Origin of the sequence: Paraliomyxa miuraensis (assembly GCF_026337845.1) — a bacterium.
GTDB lineage: Bacteria > Myxococcota_A > Polyangia > Nannocystales > Nannocystaceae > Paraliomyxa > Paraliomyxa miuraensis.
Window position 1 is genome coordinate 26218 of the sequence record NZ_JAOVZF010000128.1, and the last position, 20518, is coordinate 46735.

The following is a 20518-nucleotide window of genomic DNA, read 5'->3' on the forward strand; positions in this document are numbered from 1 at the left end:
GGGGGCGCGCTGGGAGTCGTCTCGAAGGGAACTAGCCCTTGAGGGCTTCGGCGCCGCCGATGATTTCCATGAGCTCGGTGGTGATGGCGGCCTGGCGCTCGCGGTTGTACTCGAGGGTCAGGTCGGCGATGAGGCCCGACGCGTTGTCGGTGGCGGAGTCCATGGCCACGCGGCGCGCGGCGATCTCGGCCGCCACCGAGTTGAACATGGCCTGCTGGATCAGCGACTCGACCGCCACGGGCACCAGGTGCTCGAGGATCGAGCCGCGATCGGGTTCGAACGTGGGCTCGCGGCTCGGGCCCTTGCCCTCGCCGGGGGACAGCGGCAACAGCTGCAGCTCGCGAGGCTCCTGGGTCAGCACGCTGACGAAGTGGTTGTAGAGCAGCACCACCCGATCGACGCGCCTGGACTCGTCCTTGGTGGTGAACAGCTCCATCGCCGACGAGGCGATGGCCTTGCCCAGCTCCACCACGGTCTTGTCCTCGGGCGCCGGATGGATGCGGCCGCTCATGTCCTCGCCGTAGTGCTTGAAGTAGGCCTGGGCCTTGCGGCCCACCGCCATCAGCACCGCCTTGCGGCCCGCCTTGCGCTCGGCCTCGAGCAGGCGAGCGGTGGTGCGGTTGATGTTGGAGTTGAAGCCACCGCACAGGCCGCGGTCGGCGGTCAGGGCGATGATCAGCACCCGCCCGACCGGGCGCTCCTCGAGCAGCGGGTGCGCCGCCTTGCGCTCGGCCGGATCGATCCCCGCCACCAGGCTCTGCATCACCTCGTGCATGCGCTCGCCGTAGGGGCGCGCCGCCATCAGGGCGTTCTGCGCCCGGCGCAGCCGGGCCGAGGCGATCTGGCTCATCGCCGCGGTGATCTTCCGCGTGTTCTTGATCGTCGCGATGCGCAGTCGCAGCTCTTTGAGGTTCGCCATCGGGAGTCTCGTGGTGGAGGCAAGGCCTGCCCCCGTTGGGGGCATCTGGTTGCTCGCTTGCCTACCGGTGGTTGCGGGGGGGCATGGACGGCAGGCTTACTTGAACGCCTTCTTGAACGCCTTCATCGCGTCGGTCAGCTCGGTGTCGACCTCGCCGAGGTCCTTCTTGCTCGCGGTGCGGATCTTGTCGAGCAGCGCCGCGCGGTTGTCCTTGAGCCACACGTGCAGCTCGCGCTCGAAGCGACCCACGTCGCTCACCGGCAGATCGTCGAGGTGGCCCTTGGTGCCGGCGAAGATCGAGGCCACCTGGAGGGCCACGTCGAGCGGCTGGTACTGCGACTGCTTGAGCAGCTCCACCAGGCGCTGGCCGCGGTCGAGCTTGGCCCGGGTGGCCGCGTCGAGATCGGACGCGAACTGGGCGAAGGCCTCGAGCTCGCGGTAGCTCGCCAGCTCGAGCCGCAGCGTGCCCGCGTACTTGCGCATCGCCTGGACCTGCGCCGAGCCGCCCACGCGCGACACCGACAGACCCACGTTGACCGCCGGGCGAATGCCGCGGTGGAACAGCTGGCTCTCCAGGTAGATCTGGCCGTCGGTGATCGAGATGACGTTGGTGGGGATGTACGCCGACACGTCGCCGGCCTGCGTCTCGATGATCGGCAGCGCCGTCAGCGAGCCCGCGCCTTCCTTGTCGGAGAGCTTGCAGGCGCGCTCGAGCAGGCGGCTGTGCAGGTAGAACACGTCGCCCGGGTACGCCTCGCGGCCCGGCGGGCGGCGCAGCAGCAGCGACAGCTGGCGATAGGCCACGGCCTGCTTGGACAGGTCGTCGTAGATGAGCAGCGCGTGCTTGCCGTTGTCGCGGAAGTACTCGCCCATCGTCACCCCCGCGTAGGGGGCCAGGAACTGCAGCGGCGCCGACTCGGACGAGGTGGCGGCCACCACGATCGAGTACTCCATCGCACCCTCGCGGCGCAGGCGATCCACCACGGTGGCCACGGTCGACTGCTTCTGACCGATGGCCACGTAGACGCAGATCATGTTCTGCCCCTTTTGGTTGATGATGGTGTCGACGGCCACCGCGGTCTTGCCCGTCTGGCGGTCGCCGATGATGAGCTCGCGCTGGCCACGACCGATCGGGATCATCGAGTCGATGGCCTTGAGGCCCGTCTGCATCGGCTCGTGCACCGACTTGCGCTGGATGATGCCCGGCGCCTTGATCTCGACCACGCGGTCCTCGGTGCCCTCGAGCGGGCCCTTGCCGTCGATGGGCTCGCCGAGCGCGTTGAGGACGCGTCCGACCAGCGCGTCGCCCACCGGGACCGACATGATGGTGCCGGTGCGCTTGACGGTGTCGCCCTCCTTGATGAGGTGGTCGTTGCCCAGCAGCGCGGCGCCCACGTTGCCCTCCTCGAGGTTCAGGACCATCCCGCGCACGCCGTGCGGGAAGTCGAGCAGCTCGCCGGCCATGGCGTTGTTCAGGCCGTCCATGCGGGCGATGCCGTCGCCCACCGTGAGCACGGTGCCGGTCTCCTCGACCGCAAGCGCATTGTCGTAGCCCTGGACCTGCTCGCGGATGATGCGGCTGATTTCGTCGGCTCGGATTTCCATGGCGATGGCGTCTCTTGGTGGGTGGGGTGCGAGCCCGTCTACGGGCGGTTCTCGTGAGGCGGCGAGGGGAGCCCCTCGAGGGGGCATGGACGGCCCTAGCCGCGGAGGGATGACCGAAGCTGGCCGAGGGCGGAGCGGACGCTGCCATCGACCACGGTGGAGCCGACCTTGGCGATCACGCCCCCGATGAGCTCGGGATCGACCGCGGTGGTGGCGATGACCTTCTTGCCGGTGGCGCGCTCGAGCGCTGCCGTGATCTTGGAGACCGCGTCGGGGGTGAGCGGGGCGGCCGAGGTGATCTCGGCGTTGACGCGACCCGCCGCCTCGTCGGCCATGCGGCGGTAGGCACGGGCGATGTCGGGCACGCCCTCCATGCGCCCTCGGTCGAGCACGTAGTGGAGGAACTTGCCCAGGATCGGGTCGGCTCCCCCTGGAGAGAGTCGGCGCAGGAAGCTGTCGACCAGCTTCTTGCGATCGGCCAGGGAGTAGCGATCGGACGACAGCACGGTCAGCACGACCATGCCGTACGAGTCCTGGCTGCGGCACACGTCGGCGAAGGCGTCGAGGTCCTTGGCCAGCTTGTCACGCTGGGCGGCGCTGTCGGCCAGGCCGATGAGGGCCCGCGCGTAGCGACGGGCAAGGCTACCGGGGATCATGATGGGCCTCCGAAGCTCACCGAGCCCAGCTGGTCGACGTAGCGGTCGACCATGCCGCGCTGATCGGCGGGTGTGATGCGCTGGCGCAGGATGGCCTCGGCGCGCTCGACCGCACGGTCGACGATCTCGGCCTCGAGCTGGCGGCGTCGCGCGGCGGCCTCGCGCTCGGCGGTGGCCACGGCCGTCGCCTTGATCTGCTCGGCCTCGCGCTCGGCCGCCTCGACGATGCGCTTGCGATCGGCCTCGGCCTTGGCCTTGGCGTCGGCCATCAGCGTGCCGATCTCGTCGTCGAGCTCGTCGAGCCGGTCCTTGGTCTGCGCGAGCACCGACTCGGCCTCCTCACGGGCGGCCGTGGCCTTGTCGATCTCGCTCTTGACCGTGTCGTGCTTGTTGCGGGTGCGGGCGCGCAGCGGTGCGAACAGCAGCCGCTCGAGGATCCACAGCAGCGCCGCGAAGTTGATGAGGATCCACAGCAGGCCCAGCTTGCCCGAGCCGCCGAAGATCGGGGTCACCCACTCGATGCCGCCATGGGCCCCGTGCCCGGCGGCCTCGGCCGCCCCTGCGGCCCCTGCCCCGTGAGCCGCGGCTCCGGGCTCGGCCTCGGCCATCGGCGCAGCCGACACGAGCGAGGGGATGGTGACGGGCAGCATCGCCAGCGTGGCCACGGCCACGAACGCAATCGAACGAAGACGGCTCACGAGGCCCTCCCCAGCAGCTTGGCGGTGATGGTGTCGGCCAGCTCGTCCACCCGACTGGCCAGCGAGTCGCGGGCCGCACTGGTCTCCGACGCGATGCGCTCGCGCTCGCGCGAGAGGGTGGCCGCCGCCTCGTCACGGACCGCGGCGAGCTTGGTGCCCTGCGCCGTCTCCTCCTCGCGGCGCGCCTCCGAGCGCACCCCGTGGGCCTTCTCGCGCGCGGCCTCGATCCGCTGCTCGTAGTCCCTGGCCATCTCGTCCGCCTCGCTGCGCAGCGTCTTGGACTTGGCGAGCGCTCCGTCCACGGCTTGCTTGCGACGCTCTTGCGCCTCGAGCCAGGGCCGGAACAGGAGCGGCCCCAGGATGAGCACCAACCCGAGATAGATGCCCAGCTGGATGAACATGGTCCCGTCGATGTCTACGACGGGAATGGCGAGGAGAGGGCGGCAGATGTCCATCAGCGCGGGGTGGAGGACGGTGAAGGGACTCCCGAAGGGGCCCGGATCCGAAGCGGGATCCGACGACGGATCCGATGCGGGACCGGGAGGGTGGATTCCGCGGGATTTGGGGCGCTAGATGGCCGCAAACCTTGAAATAGCCCGGTCGACGCGGCGGCTAGCTACCACTTCGAAGGGGGTCCGTCAACGGTGCCCCATCCGGTCGACGCCGGGGGGCTGTCGGGGTAGGGAGGCCGCGCGAGCGGCCTTCCTCGAGCATCGCGCGTGGGGTGGGCGATCGCGTGAGCTTTCGGACCTCGGTCGGACGGGGAGCCGATCCGCTCGCCCCTCGGGTCCGGCGTTCAGGCGTCGGCGTCGGCGCTCGTCGGGACCGGGGTGGACGTCATCACGCTGCGCCCGTCGAAGACCGCGCCGCGCTGGATCTCGAGGCTCGGGCAGTAGAGGGTGCCCGCCACGCGACCGGTGCTCGACAGCTCGATCCGCTCCGAGGCACGCACGTCGCCCTCCACCCGGCCCTCGATGACCACCACCGACGCTTCGATCTGCGCGGTGACCTTGGCCGAGTCTCCCACCACGAGCGTGCCATCCGTGCGTATCTCGCCCGAGAAGTCCCCGTCGATGCGGACCGTGCCCTCGAAGGTGAGCTTGCCATCGAAGGCGCTGCCCTTGCCCAGGATGGTGATGATCTCCGGCGCGTTCATGCCCGACTCCTCGTGGGTCTCGGCCAAGGTGGGACAAAGTGCGAGTCGATGGCCGCTGCGCGCGCAACCTAGCCGGGATCGGGCGCGGGTGCCTACTGCGTTGGTGTTCAGCCTGCGCGGTCCTGGCTCGGGGGGTCGGGGCCGGGGTTGGCGGGGTCGCATCAACCGCGCTTTGGGCATGGCCATTCGAAGCGGTCTGGCCTAGGCTGCAAGGCGGTGGCGCTCAACCCGGACGACAGCGCGGATCAACACCGTCCTGGCGAAGCGCCCGGGCGCGACGGACTGACCCCCACGCAGCAGCTCGCGGGCTGCTTCGCGAGGGCTCGCCCAGTGCTCCAGGCGCTGGTCGCCGGGGTCGACTCCGGCGATGCGTTGGTGGTCGCGACCGATCGCAAGGGCTTTCCCGTCGCGCAGCGAGTGCTGCGTCGCCCTCGCGATCTGCCGCGTGCGTTGGTCATCGGTCGGCACAACCGCTGCGCGCTCTCCATCCCCAACGACAACCGGGTGAGCTTGCGACACGTGCTGCTCACCGCGTGGCCGGGCGATGGTCCCATCCACTACCGCGGCTACGACCTCGGTGGTCGGGCGGGGGTGCTGCTGGCCGACGGCAAGCGCGTGCCCGGGTTCTCGTTCCAGTCGCAGGGTCTCATCAGCCTCGGTCGCACGGTGGTGTTCGTCGCCCCCGGTGGACCCGAGGGCGTGGGCCTGCTCGATGGTGGCGACGACGTTGCCTTCCGCAACCTCACCGGTCTCGATCCCACCGGGAACGGCGTGCGCTTGGCGATGAGCGCGACCTCCGAGCCCGGCGTGGCGCACCTCGGCGGCGACGAGCCGCGCGAGTACGGCGGCTACCGTGGTCTCGATCTCGAGGCGCGTCCGCAGCCGCGAGGCGTCCTCCGTCTGCGCTCGACCAAGCCCTCGGGGCGTGGCGAGGAGGTCCGCGAGCTCGACCTCGACAGCCGCCAGCTGCAGCGCGGCTTGCTCATCGGTCGCTACAGCGATCGCTGCTCGCTCGCCGGTCACGGCCGCAACCTCTCTCGCGTGCATGCCCTCGTGACCGAGGAAGCGCCGCGATCGCTGCTCGTGTACGACCTCGCCAGCACCAACGGCGTGCGACCGGCCGGCATGACCGAGGGGCCCAGCCACTCGGTGGTTCGGCTGACCGAGGACTCGCCGGTGATGCTCGGGCACTTCGAGCTGGCGTGGGTGCCCAACCGGGCCGTCAAGTTGCACTAGCCATGCCCCCCGCGACCGGTTGCGGGCTGGCGGTGCAGCGAGGTCGCCCCCCGGAGGGGGGCGTTGTTGGTGGGCGAGCGTGACGCAGTACTGTGCTCGCCCCGCAAGCGGTTGCGGGCTGGCGGTGCAGCGAGGTCGCCCCCCGGAGGGGGGCGTTGTTGTTGGGCGACCGTGACGTAGTACTGTGCTCGCCCCGTGAACGGTTGTGGGCTGGTGGTGCAGCGAGGTCGCCTCCGGGGGCGCCCCGCAACCGTCGGATGCGAAATCGATTTCGCGTTTGCGACCAAGCGGTGGTGGTGGGCTCAGATGTGTCGCTCGAGCTTGGCGTCGCCGAGGGCCTCGAAGGCGGCGTGGCTGAGCTTGAGCTCCAGGTCGATCTTCAGCGCCTGCTCCTTGTCCTCCTTCTCGTTGCCACCGTAGACCGAGACCTCGGGGTCGGACTCGATCTGCACCTTGGTGGCGCAGCGGAGGCTCCCGTTGGGCTCGAACACTCGCAGCTGCCCCTTGGCCCAGCCGGGGTCGAACGAGTGCTCGCTGGTGAGCTTGGCCGCCTCGACCTCGTCCGTGCGGAACACGACGAACGACTTCAGCGCGGCGTGGCACTCGGTGGCGTCCTCGACGGCGTTCAAGACCTGGATGGCCTTGACGCCCGAGCGTAGCTTGCGCTCCCGGTAGTGGGCCACGATCTGGAGGTCGGACACCCGGGCCTTGCGGTGGCAAGGGTGACCCTCGACGGGATCCCACGCCGGGTGCATCGAGACCTCGCCCGTGCCCGCGCGGAGGCTGTCGAGTCGCTCCTGCGTGAACAGCAGGGTCGGCATCGGGACCGGACCGTCACAGGCCGGAGCATCGGCGGCGTTGGCCTGAGCATCGAGCAGTGCGTCGACGAAGGCGCCAGCGGTGGGGAGGCCCTGGTCGGCCTTGGCCAGCATTTCCTGTTCCTCGTCCTTGCAGCCGAAGTGGACGATGACCAAGCCCATCAACAATGCGTGCCGGAGGTGCATCGAGGCGACGGTAGTCGGGTCTCCTCGCGTGGGCAAGCGCGGCAGACCCACGAATGCGCTCCTGCCTCGTGCGTTCGCTCGACCCCGCCGACGTGCGGGCTCAGGTGAGCCCGGTCAGCGGTCCCGTCCCGTAGATCGGGTTCCCGAACTCGTCGGCGTCGATGCCCATGGCGTGGAGCAGCGAGATCAGCAGGTGATTGTGGCCAGTGTCGCCGGAGAACTCCACGTAGCGACCCGTCTCGAAGAAGCCGCCGGCACTGCCGGAGAGCACGTAGGGCAGATCGTGGCGGTCATGGTTGTTCCCGCGCGACTGCTCGTTGGTCCACAGGATCACGGTGTTGTCGAAGACCGTACCGTCGCCCTCGGGGATGGCCTTGAGTCGATCGATGAGCGACGCGAGCTGGCTGGCGTACCAGGTGTTGATCAGCGTGTTGTGATGGACCTTGACCGTGTCCTCGTCACCCTTGTGGGCGAGCGCGTGGTGTCCGTCCTTGATCGCCGGATCGATGAACGAGAGCACGGCGCTCGACGTCGAGTGGGTCCACATCAAGGTCGCGACCCGGGTGATGTCGCAGGCGAACGCCATGGCCAGCAGGTCCATCTGCAGGCTGCCCACGATCGGCATGTTCTCGATCTTGTCGACGTCGAGCATCGCGCCGAGCTCGAGAGGCTGGCAGGCATCCCCGAACTCGATCACGGCCTTGTCGAGCCGCTCGCGGATCGCGTCGATGCTCAGGAGGTGATTGTGGAGCTTGTCGCGGTCTTCGCCACCGAGTCGGCCGCGCAGCTTCCCGTAGTCGTCGGCGACCACGTCGAGCACCGACTGGCGTCGCGCGATCCTTCGCTCGATCTCGAGGGGCTCGCCGAGCGAGTCCCCGAACAGGCGCTGATAGGCGGAGTAGGGGCTGTTCTCCGGCGGGAGGGGCTGACCGGGGCCGCGGTACGCGATGCGCCCGCTGACGCTGGCGGCCTGCACCGCGACGCCGAGCTCGAGCGAGCCGTAGGGCGTGTCCTGGCCGATGTGCTTGGCAATTTCCTGATCGACCGAGATCCCTCCGGCCCAGCCCGCCGATTGCCCGCCGCCGCCGATGAAGTTGCCCGGGAGCAGCTCGGTGGCGGTCAGGCACTGACCGGTGCCCTTTTGGTGGGCGTCGCCGGGGGAGCTTCCGTTCTCGTTGGGGGCCATCGCCGAGAGCATGTCGACGCCGCCGACGATCAGCAGGTCGCCCTTGTGGGCGGCGAGCGGAGTGAGGATGGGCGAGAGCTGGAAATCGGTCTCCGAGTTCACGTCGGTCGGCCAGAAGTTCTTGGGGACCGTGCCATTGGGCGTGTACATGACGACGAATCGCTTGGGGAACTCGGAGCCCCCTGCGTGTGCCAGGGACCCGCGCATCGCGTCGAGCAGCGGGAGCCCAATGGCCAGGCCTCCCAGGCCACGCAGGAGCGTGCGTCGTTTCATGGGACAACGGCGGATGAGGGTCATGGTCAGTCCTCCTGGATCGCGTGGCGGTAGCGAAACGCGTCGGTCTGCGTGAGCGCGACGATGAGCTCCTTGATGTCGTAGTCGGAGGCGGCGAAGGCGGCGTGGAGCTCGGCGATGGAGTCCTCGTCCTCTTCGGTCTCGTAGCGCCCGTAGCCGAACCTGAACCACTGGCTCACCACGCACGCCTTGACCTGGTCGCTGCTCGCGAGCCGGTGGGCGAGCTCGACGGCGCCGTCGAACGTCCCGTCGACGTCGGTACCCTTCAGCTCGCCGGCCGCATCGACCTCCAGCCCCCACTCGGTGGCGCGGTAGCGTCCGATGCCGTCGAAGTGCTCGAAGCCAAAGCCGATCGGGTCCATCAGCGCGTGGCACCCCGCGCACACCGGATCCTCCGCGTGCTGGGCGAATTGCTCGCGCGTCGTCTGGCTCTCGTCCACGGAGGGCGGCTCCGGCACGTTGTCCGGCGGCGGCGGCGGGGTCTGGCAGAGGATCGTCTCGCGCACGAACATGCCGCGGTGGATCGGCGACGAGCGATCGGGCTTGGCGAAGAGCGCCATGAGACCGGGCTGGGTCATGAATCCCGCGTACTTGCCGGGGTCGAGATCGACGCGGGTGAACCCGATGCCCGTCGGGCCGTCGACGCCGTAGAACCCGGCGAGCTCCTCGTTCATCATCGTGTAGGGCGCAGTGAGCAAAGACTCGAGGTTCGCGTCTTCCTCGAACACGACGTGATCGATGAACGCCTCGGTCTCGGAGCGCCACAGCGAGGGCAGCCCGTCGTAGAACTCCGGGTAGATCTCGGGGTCCTTGCCGTTGGCCAGGATGACCGGCTCGATCTCGTCGAGGTGCAGCCACTGGCGATGGAAGTTTCCGACCGCCTCGTGGGCTCGCGGTGTGTCGAGCATGCGCCGGGCCTGGGCCTCGAGCTCGGCGGGATCATGGAGCCGCTCGGCGTCGGCCGCCTCGAACAGGAGCGCGTCGGGCATGGAGTTCCACAGCAGGTAGGACAGTCGCGACGCGATCTCGTAGTGGGTCAGCGCCACGACGTCACCTGCACGGGGGTCGGCCATGCCCAGCTCGACGCGATAGATGAAGTGAGGCGACTGCAGCAGGGCCTGGACGACCAGCTGGACTCCCATGTCCGGCGAGTAGGGCACCTGCGCGAGGGTCGTGCCCCGAGCGAAGAGCTCGACGTAGGTCCCGACCTCCTCGTCCGTCAGAGGGCGACGAAAGACCAGCTTGCCGAAGCTGCGCACGAACGCGTCGGCATCGCCCTCGCAGCTGGCCTCGTCGACCGAGTCGCCCTGGCAATGCGGCAGCTGCTGCATCAGGGTGGGCGTGTGGGTCGCGGCGAGCTGCTCGGCGGCGCTCAGGTAGCTCTCGGCGAGCAGCGGGCTGACGACGAGTACGTCGGCCTGGTTGTCGAAGCCGCCGGCCTCCTCGTCGGGCGGAAAGGCGTCCGCAGGATGGCTGTTGTCGCCGAACAGCTGGTAGATCGTGTTGTCGTACTCGACCCGGGTCAGTCGACGAATCGGGGTGGGACCGGGTCTCGGAGCCGCCTCGCAATCACCATCACCGACGTCGCACTCGCCCATGTCGTCGATACCGTCCGTGCCGTCGGTGTCGTTCGTGTCCTCCGCGCCTGGCGTCGACTTGCAGGCGAGGACGGGGAGCACGGCGAGGGTGAGCGAGGCGATTCTCGAGATCGACATGGTCATCAAGCCTGGTGGTCGTGGATCTAGAGCGGGGCCAACTTGACGAGGAAGCCGTCGCTGCGGCCCGCGTTGGTGAGCGCTCCGACGCCGGTGCCGGAGAGGCTGCCCTGGGTGCGTCCGGCATGGAGCACGTGGCCCGACTCGGTCACGGCCAGGTCGTGGCCGTAGTCCGAGGCCTGGCCGCCGAAGCTCCGGCCGCCGATGTAGTCGCCGGATGCGTCGAATTTCGCGTGGAAGACATCGGACTTGTCCCCGTTGGCGACCAGCTGCTCGCCGCCACCGAAGTCGAGGACTCCGTAGAGCGTGCCTCCGATGTAGATGTTGCCGCTCGCGTCGAGGTCCATGCTCAGCCAGCTCTCGGTGCCGTCGGTCTCGAACTGATCGGCCGCGTCTCCGTAGCTGACGCTCCACGAGTGCGATCCCTGGTCGTCGAACGTCGCCAAGAAGACGTCGCGCACGCCGGCGCTGACGAGCGAGCCGCCGCCGAAGTCCACGCTGTCGGAGATCGCCCCCAGCAGCACGATGTCTCCGTTCTGCTGCAGGCGCAGATCGTGGACCTCGTCCTTGCCGGAGCCCCCGAACGACTCGGCCCAGAGCACGTCGCCGGTCTCGTCGAGCCGCGCGAGGTAGATGTCGAGGTCGCCGGCGTGGGTCAGCATGTGGCCGCCGAGCTCGAGCGGCGCACCGAAGCGACCGGCGATGACGACGTCGCCGTCTTGGTCGACGTCGACGCCGAAGCCGTAGTCATCGCCCTCTGCGCCGATCTGCATGAAGAAGGTGGGCTCGCCGGTATTGCGATCGAGCTCGGCGACGAAGGCATCGCGCTGACCCCAGGACTCGACCTCGTACTCGCCGAACTCGGCCTTGCCCGTGAACGCGCCGGTGATGATGACGTTGCCGTCCGCGTCGAACGCCATCCGCGCGGCGCGGTCGGGCTCGTTGCCGCCGAAGATCCGGCTCCAGACGTGGTTCCCCGCGCCGTCGAGCTTGAAGACGATGATGTCGTTGCCTCCAGAGGCGTGGAGCGTGCCGCCGCCGAGGTCGATCGTGCCGTACATGCGACCGACGAACACGAGGTTGCCGTCGTCGTCGATGGCCATCTCCTGTGCAATCTGGGTGCTGCTGTCGCCGAACCCACGGCTCCAGATCGGATTGCCGTAGAGGTCGTGCTTGGCGATCACCAGATCTTGCTTGGGAGGGACCGAGAGCGCGGCGATCAGGGGGTCTCCGCCGAAGCTGACGACGCCCTCGAAGTCGCCGAAGCTGTAGATGTTCCCGGTGTCGTGGTCGACCGCCACCGAGCGCATGGCCTGGTCGTCGGGGTCGCCGAACAGGCGCGCCCAGACTTCGGTGCACGCGGGAGTCTCACCATCACAGTCCTCGTCCACGTCGGGGGTGAAGCAATCTTCGCCACGGGGAGTGATCTCACCCACGCACTCGAGCCAGCCCATGCCGCTCGTTTGACACGTGTGCGTTCCGCTCTTGCACATGCCGACGTTGGCCGTGCCCTCGGGGCCGGCGTAGCAAGCCTCCACGACGCCCGGCTCGCACTCGCAGTCCTCACAGTCACCACCGGGGGGCAGCAGGCCGGAGATCCAGCTCTCGATGCAGGACACCTCGCCCGCGTCGAGGGGCTCACGACCGGTCGGCATCAGCACGCCGCAGACGGGCTCGGTGACCTTGGTGTAGAGCAAGCTCGCGCGCGGATTGGCTGGGTCCGCGATGATCCCGTTGCAGGTCGTGCCCGGTGCACCGGAGACCCTGTGCTCGACATTGGGAGACAGCAGATCCAGATCGGCCGCGGGCGACGTGCCAGCACCATGGCATGTTCCACCGTCGCAGCGTTGGGCGAAGAGATCCGAGATGTCACAGTCGAAGCTGGGGATGTCGCCGCTGGCTTCGGTCGTGGGCTCCGGCTCCGGCCCCGGCTCCATGTCCATGTCCGTGTCCGTGTCGGCAATGGGCTCCTTCGTGTCAGCCGTGCAGCCGAGCACGAGCGCGAGGGTTGCCACTGGTAGTGCGAGCCATCCGCCGGTGTGTGCGATGGCCCTCGGTCGATCGATGTCTCGATCTCCGGTGCATCCATCCGGCGCTCGAGGCTCTTGGAATCCTATTTTCGTCTGATCCTCGATGTCCACCGAGATACTTAATACGCCGGGAATCGATGGCGCTCAAACTCAATTGTCGAGCGGAACAACCGTTGTCTGCGCCGCCGCCGTCGTCGACGACTGATGTGCGCGCCGCGGCCGTCGGTGCATCGAGCGAATGTCCGTACTTCTGGCGATTGTAGGGGGTAGCCGTAGTGATGTTGCGACTTCGGCGACAGTGTGTGTCGTCATGACGGTGGCGCCAACGGTGCCAGCGTTCTCGTCGCCAGTGTGTGATCACGATCGTGGTGCTGCGGCGCCGCGGATCCGTCCTAGCCTGATTGCTGGGTGAGCCCGTGACGCGGGATACAAGTGGCTCGCGCCAGGCGAAGGACATGATTGTATCGAATCGACGATTGTTGGCAGTTGCGTGTTGCAGTTCCGTCGGGTGCTATACGGGGCTCCCGGATAACACGGCGGACTCGGCGGGCTCGGATTGCACGACCGGCGGGGACGTCATCGTGGCGTCGGCGGAGGACCCGACGAGCGATCAGGCGCCGCCGCCAGGGCGGGTGCCCCCCTCCGGCGCCGATGGAGCGACGTCGGGCGGCGACGAGCCGAGCCCGGCGGGTGACACCGGCGGAGTCCCCGAGGATCCGCCCGAGGAGGCCTACCCGGTCGACGAGGAGGGCTGCCACGTCATCTATGCCCAGGACATCTTGCCCACGTTCGAGCTGACCATCCACCCCGCAGTCTGGGATCAGCTGCAGTACGAGTGGAACACCGGTCACATCTACGAGGACGTCGAGGGCTACGACATCAAGCCGTATCACTCGGTGGCCGAGTTCAGGTACGGGGACACCGTCATCACCAACGCCTCGATCCGCCTGCGCGGCAACGCGACGCATTGGTACCCGATCCCCGAGGACAAGATGCAGTTCCAGATCGGGTTCCACGTGCAGGACCCCGAGGGGAATTTCATGGGGCTGCGGCGCATGGCGCTCGACGCCGCCACCGGCAACAAACACTTCTTGCGCGAGCGGCTGGGATTCTGGGTCATGCGCCAGGTGGGGCTGCGAGCGCCGTGTGCCAACAACGCGCGCCTGGTGGTCAACGGCGAGTACTACGGCATCTTCACCAACACCGAGAAGATCGACGAGGTCTTCCTCACGCGTACCATGGAGGACCCCACCGGGGATCTGTGGAAGCGGAATGGATGGGAGCTCAAGACCAACGAGGACATCGCCACCGAGGAACGGCTGGACGAGATGCTCGAGGCGGACACGCACGAGGCGCTCGGCGAGTACCTCGACTTCGAGCAGGCACTGCTGCTGTGGGCGACGGAGGCGGTGATCCCCAACTCCGACGGGTTCTGGGCAGGCGGCCTCAACGGCTACTACTACGACGATCCCCATCGGGGCAAGTTCATGCTGCTGCCCTGGGACCTCGACGGCTGCTTCGAGCGCTTCGACGACGGGTCCGGCGGTGCCTTCCCCGACGACCCCGATCCGGTCACGTGGGAGCGGCTCACGAGCCACGGGCGCCCCTTCTATGACCTCGCGCTGGAGGATCCCGACCACTTCGATCTCTACATCGACTACATCGACCAGGTCGTGCACCAGCACTACCAGCCCGCGGACATGGTGGTCTTGGTCGACGAGTGGTCGGCGCAGATCGAGCAGGCGGTGCTCGAGGACACCAACAAGCCGTGGAGCAACGACCGGTACTACGAGGACGTCGACAAGCTTCGCGAGTTCGTGGTCGACCGCTACGAGTTCCTCGAGGAGTGGCTCGAGTGCTGGCAGAACGGCGGGGAGAACGACACCTCCGGGCACTGCGAGGACTAGGAGGTCGTCGCACTTCGTCATCAATCACACTTGAGGCACCGAGACGCGGCCACCTGACGCGCTTCGGTGCCTTCGTTCATTCTCGTCCGTTCGCGTCCAGCGCCCGCCGCTCCCCGAACTCCGCTCACTCTTCGATGCGCAGCAGCTCGATGTCGAAGATCAGCATGCCCTGCGGCCGACCTTTCTCGTGCCCGTAGGCCAGCTCCTCCGGGATCCAGAACCGAGTCTTCTCGCCCTCGACCATCAGGGGCACGGCCTCCTGCCAGCCCGAGATCACCGCGGTGAGCGGGAACGTGGTGGGCTTGCCGCGCTCGTAGCTGCTGTCGAAGCGAGCGCCGTCGGCGGTCCAGCCCTCGTAGTGCACGGTCACGCGGGCGTCGGGGGCCGGATGGCGCAGGCCGGTGCCCGAGCGCAGCACCAGGAACCGCAGGCCGGTGGTCGTGCGCAGCGCCTGATCGGGCGGTGGCATCAGCGGGACCCGCTCGGCGGGCGTGGCCGTGCTCTCCAGACTCACCAGCCACACGTCCACGCGCAGATCACCCTGGGGCCCGTCGGGCTGGCTCTCGTAGGCCTGCGCGGCAGGGATCCACACGTGGGCATGCGCACCCACGTGCAGCATGAGCATCGCCTCGGCCCAACCACGCGGCAGCCACGTGGTCGACAGCCGCTCCGTTCGCCCGGGTCGCGACTCGCCCACCAGCCGTCCCGCTTCGTCCCACACGCGATAGCGCAGCTCGAGCTCGTCCCCGGTGTGAGGCTGGGGCCCGCTCGGATCGCCGGGCTCGAGCACGTCGACGATCACGCCGGACGCGGTGGTGAGCGCGCTGGCGGGTGGCCGGGCGGGCACGTCCGGAACCGAGGCCGGCGCGCCGGCGGCAGGGGGTGGTGGAGCCTCGCGCGGGGCCGGTGAGGACGCGGGCGGCGGCGGGTGGCACGACACCACCGCGCCGATCACCATGCACGACCCGAGCGCGGCAAGGGCAGGGGAGGATCCCATCGCGAGCCGTCAGCCGGGGCCGAACCTTCCGATCCAGATGTCGCCGTCGTTGCCCACGCCGTTGCGGATCTCTCCGGTCACCACCAGCGTACCGTCGGCCTCGGCCGCGATCGCGGTGGCCTCGTCGCGATCGCCGGCCGAGCCCTCCACCACCTGCGACCACAGCACGTTGCCGCCCTCGTCGTACTTGCGCAGCCAGATGTCGGTGTCCGAGGGGCTCGCCCCGCGAAATCCCGCCACCACGAGGTTGCCGTCGCCGTCGGCGGTCACCGCGAGGCCCGTGTCGTCCACGTAGGCCTGGCCCCCGAACTGCTTCCACCACAGCAGCATCCCGTCGCCGTCGAAGCGACCCAGCCACACGTCCTGGTTGTCGGCGATCACGGGCGTCATGCCGGCGACCGCGATCGAGCCGTCGGGGGCGATCGCCACCCCCCAGCCCACGTCGTCGCCCGAGTTGGCGCTGTCCCAGATCTCGGTCCACTGCTCGCCGCCGCCCGCGTCGTACTTGCGCAGCCACACGTCGCGGTTGAACCCGCCGTTGGACACGTAGCCGCTCACCACGATCTCGTCGCTTCCGTTCACGGCGACCCCCGTGGCGCGGTCGTCGAGGGTCTTCGGGCCGGGCACCAGCTCGCTCCACTGCGTGGCTCCGCCCGCGCTCAGCGCGACCACGAAGATGTCCACGTCGTTGTTGGCCACGCGCTGGAACCCCACCGCGATCACGTTGCCGGCCGAGTCGCAGGCCACTCCGCGTCCGCCGTCGTCGCCCGCGTCGGGGCCGTCGAAGGTCGCGCTCCACAGCTCGCCGCCGTTGCCGTCGAGCTTGGCCACCCACACATCCGAGGACGACGGCGCCACGTCCACGTCGCCGACCACCACGATGTTGTCCATGGGGTCGATCGCCACCCCGTAGATCCGGTCATCGAGCCCGCCCGAGGGGTCGTAGGTCGTCGCCCACAGCTCGGTGCCGTCGGGCGCGTACTTGGCCAGCCACATGTTGGGGTCGCCGATCGCGTCGACCTCGTAGCCCCCGACCACGATGTTGCCCGCGCCGTCGACCGCGATCCCGTGCCCGCCGTCGCGCACCCCGGCATCACCGGCGTGAGTGGTCTGCCACAGGCTGGTGTCGAGGTTGAGCGTGCAGTCGGCGTCGCAGCCGTCACCATCGACCTGGTTGCCGTCGTCGCACTCCTCGATGCTCTCGAGGATCCCGTTGCCGCACACCGGCTCGGGCTGGGTGGTCACCCCCATCGTGGGATCGGGTCCATCGTCGCTGGTGGTGCCCGGTGGCCCCGTCTCGTCCTCGACGGCCGTGGTGGGACCTGCACTCGCGCTCGTATCGGGGTCGTCGCTGGTCGCCATGGAAGCGCTGGCCTCCTCGCTCTGCCCTCCATTGCCACACCCCATGCTCAGAGCGACCGAGGCGGCCGCGAGTCCCGGAATCCAACGCATGCCCCATGCTAGCTGCATCCGTGGCCTTGCGTGGTCCGTCGACCACCACGTCGACCGAAGCCGGATGCTCGCTCGATCTCGTAGTGATCTCGATGACGTGAACCGCGAGGCGTGGGCCCGCGACTTGCATCTGGCACGATCGGCGCTATCATGAAAGAGCCATTGCTCGCGTAGCGCTCGAGCCGTTGCGGCCTCGTGGCCGTTGGTGCTCGTCCGTGGCGCGGGCTCGATTCCGGTGAATTCGGCCTCCGAGCGGGTTCGATTCGCCTCCACCCTTGCCCAGAGGAGATCCTCCGATGTTCGTTGCCCAGCACTCGACCCCCGATTCCCATGTTGCCCATGCCCATGATGCGCCGCCGCCCATGGTCTACGAGCACGTCAAGCGGGCGCAGTGGGGGTTGGCGGCGCTGCTGTGGGAGCAGGACGGCAAGCGGGGCTACCGGTTCGAGGACGGCAGCGAGCGCGTGTTCTCCGAGGGATACTACCACTTGCTCGAGCCTCGGCCCGCGATCGGCGAGACGGCCGAGAAGCTGCTCGCCAGCGTCCATCGCGAGACCGGCTCGGGATCGGCCGGTGCGAGCGCGAACCGAGCGAGCGCGGTCTCCAAGCCCGTTCCGCCGACCCTCGAGGAGCTCGTGGCCGTGTTCCACGAGACCTACGCCGGGGGCTTCTCCGATCCGCGATGGCAGCAGCAGGTCCGAGGTGAAGGGGCCAAGCGTCGCACCAAGAAGCACCGCGAGCCGGCGGTCCACGATGCGAAGCAACGGCTCGATCGCGACACGCTCGACGAACTGCTGGCCCAGGGCAATGCCGCCGAGGTGCTGGCACGAGCGGTGGCCGTGCTCGGAGCCACCGACCTGGTCACCGCCACGCAGCTCGAGGTCCTGCGCGGGGCCACGCCGAGCCTTGCGCTCGCCCACGCCATCCGCGACCTCGTCCACGAGCCCGATCCCGAGGGCGTCGCCTTCGATCGCGCATGCACGCTCATCATGCGCGCGCGCGGCAAGCCGCCCTCGTGGCCGCTGCTGAGCGGGCTGCGAGCGCTCGTCCACCCCGGCGAGGACGTGTGCATTCGGCCCAGCGTGTTCTTCGGCATGGTCGGCGTGATCGCACCCTACCGTGCCCGCAAGGTCACGCCGCAGGGCCTGCACTACCGGCACCTGTCGGGGGTGGCCCGCGAGCTTCGCGAGCAGCTCGTGGCCATGGGCGAGCAACCCCGTGACATGCTCGACGTGCACGACTTCATCTGGGAGACGTGTCGACCGTCGGCGGCGCCGCTGCTCGAGCGCGTGCGGCTGCGGGCGATCGAGACGGCGGCCGCATCGTCGCGTCCGTCGTCGCCCGCGGTCGCCGACGCCCCCGGTGCCGACGAGGAAGAGCACGCCGAAGCGGCCTGAGCGGCCTGACGCTCGCGATGCTCCTGGCCCGTGTTCCTCGAGCGAGGAATACGGGCTAGGTTGTCCATGGGCAGGCTCGGAGCCCGGCCCGATCCCGTCCCGATCATGACCAGCGCCGATCTCGATCTGTGGATCTTCGGCTACGGCTCCCTGGTGTGGCGCCCGGCGTTTCCGTTCGCCGAGCGCTGCCCCGGATGGGTCGAGGGATGGGCGCGTCGCTTCTGGCAAGCCTCGACCGATCATCGCGGCGTGCCCGAGGATCCCGGCCGCGTCGTCACGCTGGTGCCCGCGCCCGAGTCCCGCTGCTGGGGCATGGCCTACCGCGTCGCGCCCGACCAGGCCTCGTCGGTGATCGCTGGGCTCGACCACCGCGAGCAGGGGGGCTACCGCCGGGTCGCGGTCGACGTGCGCCTGCCCCAGGGCTCCATGCTGTCGGGTGCCGTGATGTACCTGGCCACCGAGGACAACCCCAACTACCTCGGTCCCGCCCCGCTGGCCGAGATCGCCGCCCAGGTTCGCCGCTGCCGCGGCCCCAGCGGCCCCAACGCGGAGTACGTGCTGCGGCTGGCCCAGGCCTTGCGGGAGCTGGGGGCCAGCGAGGACGAGGACGAGCACCTGTTCGAGCTGGCGGCGCGGATCGGACCGTCATGACGTCGTCGTCGGGGCGCCCCCGGACGAATTCGTGTCACCATCGGCGGGCTCGCCCGTAGAGGGCAGGGAACGCCGCTCGATGTCGCTCCGCGAGACGCTCAGCGCTGCTCGCCTCTCCCGCCAGGCCGTTGCCGCCTCGGCGGGGGATACGGCCGCCTTTCGCCAGCTCTACCGGGCCTTGCACCCGTTGGTGTGGCGCTACGTCTCGCGTCGGATCGCCGGCCGGGCCGATGTGGAGGATCTGGTGAGCCGTACGTTCATGCGGGTGGTCGAGCACCTGCACCGCTTCGAGCCCGAGCGTGGCAACGTGCGCGCCTGGGTGCTGGGCATCGCACGCAACGCGGTCATCGATCACCTGCGGCATCAGCGGGCGAGCGGCGATGCCGACGTGCTCGAGCGCCTGGCCGACGCGGCCTTCGATCCCGCGCGGGCGCTCGAGGACGACGAGCGCCAGGCTCGGCTGCGAGCGCTGCTGTCGAGCCAGCCCGCGGTGGTGCGGGAGATGTTCGCGCTGCGCTTCGGCGATGGCCTGCGCGTGCGGGAGATCGCCGCGCTGCTCGACATGAGCGAGGCCGCGGTCAAGCAGCGCTTTGCTCGGACCCTCCGCGAGCTCCGCGGCAAGCTCGAGGTCGAGGCCTCGCAGAAGGGAGCGGCCGGCTATGCCATCTGATCTGGACGATCGCCTGCGTGGCCTCCATCGCCGAGCCGATGCCTCGTTGGACGAGGGCCAGCGCGAGCACCAGCTGGCCCAAGAGGACACGCTCGTGGCTGCGGTGGCGCGCCGTGGGGCAACGGCCTCGGAAGAGGGGCGGACCCTCGGCCCGAGCCGGAGCCCGAGCCGGGGCCCAATCCGGAGCCCAATCCGGAGCCCAATCCGGAGCCCAATCCGGAGCCCAATCCGGAGCCCAATCCAGAGATGGTTCCGAGTGCCTCGCTTCGCGCTCGCCGGTGCCCTGGGTCTGGCCGTGGCGGTGGGGGCCTGCGTGATGCCGGCCGAGTACCCGGTTCAGCTCGGCTACGGGTTCGAGATCATCGTCGATCTGGCCGACATCGCCGACATGGGCGGTACCGATGCGCTCGATCCCGATGCGATCGCCCGCTGGCTGCACGAGCGCGAGGCGGTCGAGCGCGTCGAGCTGATGGTCGCCATGCACCGCGCCGAGCACAGCGGCCCCCAGGGCGCCCCGGTGGTGCACGACGAGCTGAAGGTGCGCATGTTCGTGGCCGGTGATGCGCTCGATCCCGACGCGCTCGTCGACGACCTGCGCCGCAGCTTTCCCGTGCTCGCCCACGCCGAGCTGCGCGATGCCCCGCTGTCGGGGATCGTGCACGGGACCGTCGGAGGCAAGCTGTCGCACGATCTGCTCGACCTCACCCTCGATCGCCACGGGGTCGAGGAAGCCGAGCGTCGGATCCTCGCCGAGCTGCGCGCCGAGGGGATCGACGTCGAGCACGCGACCGTGGACATCACCCACCAGCAGGGGGCCGATGGCCAGCACCGCATCGAGGTGCGGGTGGAGGCCGAGGCGCCGGCGCCCTGAGCCCTGGCGTCTTCCTCGCTGGCCTCGCGTGGGCCTCGCGTGGGTCATGGACCCCCGGGTCTTCGCGTGTTGGC

Annotated in this window: 18 protein-coding genes; 6 read left to right on the forward strand and 12 right to left on the reverse strand. The window is 69.1% G+C overall.

Going from position 1 to position 20518, the window contains the following annotated elements; all coding sequences use genetic code 11:
* Nucleotides 1-31: 31 nt before the first annotated feature.
* From atpG to OEB96_RS03010, 6 genes are all read right to left on the reverse strand, one after another.
* A complete protein-coding gene (gene atpG / locus OEB96_RS02985; RefSeq protein ID WP_266213889.1) occupies nucleotides 32-919 on the reverse strand; it encodes an ATP synthase F1 subunit gamma in 888 nt (295 codons plus the stop codon).
* Between the two features lie 96 nt (nucleotides 920-1015).
* The gene (gene atpA / locus OEB96_RS02990) at nucleotides 1016-2524 is read right to left on the reverse strand and encodes a F0F1 ATP synthase subunit alpha (protein ID WP_266213890.1); all 1509 of its coding nucleotides are present in this window, start codon (nucleotides 2522-2524) and stop codon (nucleotides 1016-1018) included.
* 95 nt (nucleotides 2525-2619) lie between these two features.
* Nucleotides 2620-3180, reverse strand: a complete 561-nt coding sequence (gene atpH, locus OEB96_RS02995; RefSeq protein WP_266213891.1) for an ATP synthase F1 subunit delta — start codon at nucleotides 3178-3180, stop codon at nucleotides 2620-2622.
* Nucleotides 3177-3878 (reverse strand): F0F1 ATP synthase subunit B family protein, encoded by a 702-nt coding sequence (locus OEB96_RS03000; RefSeq protein WP_266213892.1) that lies wholly within the window; start codon nucleotides 3876-3878, stop codon nucleotides 3177-3179. The genes atpH and OEB96_RS03000 overlap by 4 nt, the downstream gene beginning before the upstream one ends.
* Entirely contained in the window at nucleotides 3875-4279 is a 405-nt protein-coding gene (locus OEB96_RS03005) for an ATP synthase F0 subunit B (RefSeq protein ID WP_266213893.1), read from the reverse strand. The genes OEB96_RS03000 and OEB96_RS03005 overlap by 4 nt, the downstream gene beginning before the upstream one ends.
* 395 nt (nucleotides 4280-4674) lie before the next feature.
* Nucleotides 4675-5034, reverse strand: a complete 360-nt coding sequence (locus OEB96_RS03010; protein ID WP_266213894.1) for a bactofilin family protein — start codon at nucleotides 5032-5034, stop codon at nucleotides 4675-4677.
* 216 nt (nucleotides 5035-5250) lie between these two features.
* Here OEB96_RS03010 and OEB96_RS03015 point away from each other — a divergent pair, with 216 nt between their 5' ends.
* On the forward strand, nucleotides 5251-6270 hold the full coding sequence (locus tag OEB96_RS03015; RefSeq protein ID WP_266213895.1) for an FHA domain-containing protein: 1020 nt from the start codon (nucleotides 5251-5253) through the stop codon (nucleotides 6268-6270).
* A gap of 302 nt (nucleotides 6271-6572) precedes the next feature.
* Here OEB96_RS03015 and OEB96_RS03020 read toward each other — a convergent pair whose 3' ends face one another.
* From OEB96_RS03020 to OEB96_RS03035, 4 genes are all read right to left on the reverse strand, one after another.
* Nucleotides 6573-7274 (reverse strand): hypothetical protein, encoded by a 702-nt coding sequence (locus tag OEB96_RS03020; protein ID WP_266213896.1) that lies wholly within the window; start codon nucleotides 7272-7274, stop codon nucleotides 6573-6575.
* A gap of 100 nt (nucleotides 7275-7374) precedes the next feature.
* Nucleotides 7375-8757 (reverse strand): DUF1552 domain-containing protein, encoded by a 1383-nt coding sequence (locus OEB96_RS03025; protein WP_266213897.1) that lies wholly within the window; start codon nucleotides 8755-8757, stop codon nucleotides 7375-7377.
* 2 nt (nucleotides 8758-8759) lie between these two features.
* Nucleotides 8760-10469 carry a DUF1592 domain-containing protein gene (locus OEB96_RS03030; protein ID WP_266213898.1) on the reverse strand — a complete coding sequence of 570 codons (1710 nt, stop codon included), beginning with the start codon at nucleotides 10467-10469 and terminating at the stop codon, nucleotides 8760-8762.
* Between the two features lie 26 nt (nucleotides 10470-10495).
* Nucleotides 10496-12484, reverse strand: a complete 1989-nt coding sequence (locus OEB96_RS03035; protein ID WP_266213899.1) for a nucleotide-binding protein — start codon at nucleotides 12482-12484, stop codon at nucleotides 10496-10498.
* 596 nt (nucleotides 12485-13080) lie between these two features.
* Between OEB96_RS03035 and OEB96_RS03040 the strand changes: the two genes are divergently transcribed.
* The gene (locus OEB96_RS03040; protein WP_266213900.1) at nucleotides 13081-14406 is read left to right on the forward strand and encodes a CotH kinase family protein; all 1326 of its coding nucleotides are present in this window, start codon (nucleotides 13081-13083) and stop codon (nucleotides 14404-14406) included.
* A gap of 124 nt (nucleotides 14407-14530) precedes the next feature.
* On the opposite strand, the gene OEB96_RS03045 is transcribed toward OEB96_RS03040, so the two are convergent.
* Together OEB96_RS03045 and OEB96_RS03050 are read right to left on the reverse strand one after the other, a co-directional pair.
* Nucleotides 14531-15403, reverse strand: coding sequence for an FKBP-type peptidyl-prolyl cis-trans isomerase (locus OEB96_RS03045; RefSeq protein ID WP_266213901.1), 873 nt, complete (start codon nucleotides 15401-15403; stop codon nucleotides 14531-14533).
* A gap of 9 nt (nucleotides 15404-15412) precedes the next feature.
* Nucleotides 15413-16855 (reverse strand): DUF4215 domain-containing protein, encoded by a 1443-nt coding sequence (locus OEB96_RS03050; protein WP_266213902.1) that lies wholly within the window; start codon nucleotides 16853-16855, stop codon nucleotides 15413-15415.
* Nucleotides 16856-17151: 296 nt separating this feature from the next.
* On the opposite strand from OEB96_RS03050, the gene OEB96_RS03055 reads away from it, so the two are divergent.
* The 4 genes from OEB96_RS03055 to OEB96_RS03070 all read left to right on the forward strand — a co-directional run bounded on the left by OEB96_RS03055 (nucleotide 17152) and on the right by OEB96_RS03070 (nucleotide 20444).
* Nucleotides 17152-18252, forward strand: a complete 1101-nt coding sequence (locus tag OEB96_RS03055) for a hypothetical protein (protein ID WP_266213903.1) — start codon at nucleotides 17152-17154, stop codon at nucleotides 18250-18252.
* 105 nt (nucleotides 18253-18357) lie between these two features.
* Nucleotides 18358-18903, forward strand: coding sequence for a gamma-glutamylcyclotransferase (locus tag OEB96_RS03060; RefSeq protein ID WP_266213904.1), 546 nt, complete (start codon nucleotides 18358-18360; stop codon nucleotides 18901-18903).
* A gap of 79 nt (nucleotides 18904-18982) precedes the next feature.
* On the forward strand, nucleotides 18983-19573 hold the full coding sequence (locus tag OEB96_RS03065) for an RNA polymerase sigma factor (protein WP_266213905.1): 591 nt from the start codon (nucleotides 18983-18985) through the stop codon (nucleotides 19571-19573).
* 256 nt (nucleotides 19574-19829) lie between these two features.
* A complete protein-coding gene (locus tag OEB96_RS03070; RefSeq protein WP_266213906.1) occupies nucleotides 19830-20444 on the forward strand; it encodes a hypothetical protein in 615 nt (204 codons plus the stop codon).
* Nucleotides 20445-20518: the final 74 nt, after the last annotated feature.

Coding starts and splice junctions, on each gene's coding strand:
- atpG (WP_266213889.1), bottom strand. CDS start 919: ATGGCGAACCTCAAAGAGCTGCGACTGCGCATCGCGACGATCAAGAAC.
- atpA (WP_266213890.1), bottom strand. CDS start 2,524: ATGGAAATCCGAGCCGACGAAATCAGCCGCATCATCCGCGAGCAGGTC.
- atpH (WP_266213891.1), bottom strand. CDS start 3,180: ATGATCCCCGGTAGCCTTGCCCGTCGCTACGCGCGGGCCCTCATCGGC.
- OEB96_RS03005 (WP_266213893.1), bottom strand. CDS start 4,279: ATGTTCATCCAGCTGGGCATCTATCTCGGGTTGGTGCTCATCCTGGGG.
- OEB96_RS03010 (WP_266213894.1), bottom strand. CDS start 5,034: ATGAACGCGCCGGAGATCATCACCATCCTGGGCAAGGGCAGCGCCTTC.
- OEB96_RS03020 (WP_266213896.1), bottom strand. CDS start 7,274: ATGCACCTCCGGCACGCATTGTTGATGGGCTTGGTCATCGTCCACTTC.
- OEB96_RS03025 (WP_266213897.1), bottom strand. CDS start 8,757: ATGACCCTCATCCGCCGTTGTCCCATGAAACGACGCACGCTCCTGCGT.
- OEB96_RS03030 (WP_266213898.1), bottom strand. CDS start 10,469: ATGTCGATCTCGAGAATCGCCTCGCTCACCCTCGCCGTGCTCCCCGTC.
- OEB96_RS03045 (WP_266213901.1), bottom strand. CDS start 15,403: ATGGGATCCTCCCCTGCCCTTGCCGCGCTCGGGTCGTGCATGGTGATC.
- OEB96_RS03050 (WP_266213902.1), bottom strand. CDS start 16,855: ATGCGTTGGATTCCGGGACTCGCGGCCGCCTCGGTCGCTCTGAGCATG.
- OEB96_RS03055 (WP_266213903.1), top strand. CDS start 17,152: ATGTTCGTTGCCCAGCACTCGACCCCCGATTCCCATGTTGCCCATGCC.
- OEB96_RS03060 (WP_266213904.1), top strand. CDS start 18,358: ATGACCAGCGCCGATCTCGATCTGTGGATCTTCGGCTACGGCTCCCTG.
- OEB96_RS03065 (WP_266213905.1), top strand. CDS start 18,983: ATGTCGCTCCGCGAGACGCTCAGCGCTGCTCGCCTCTCCCGCCAGGCC.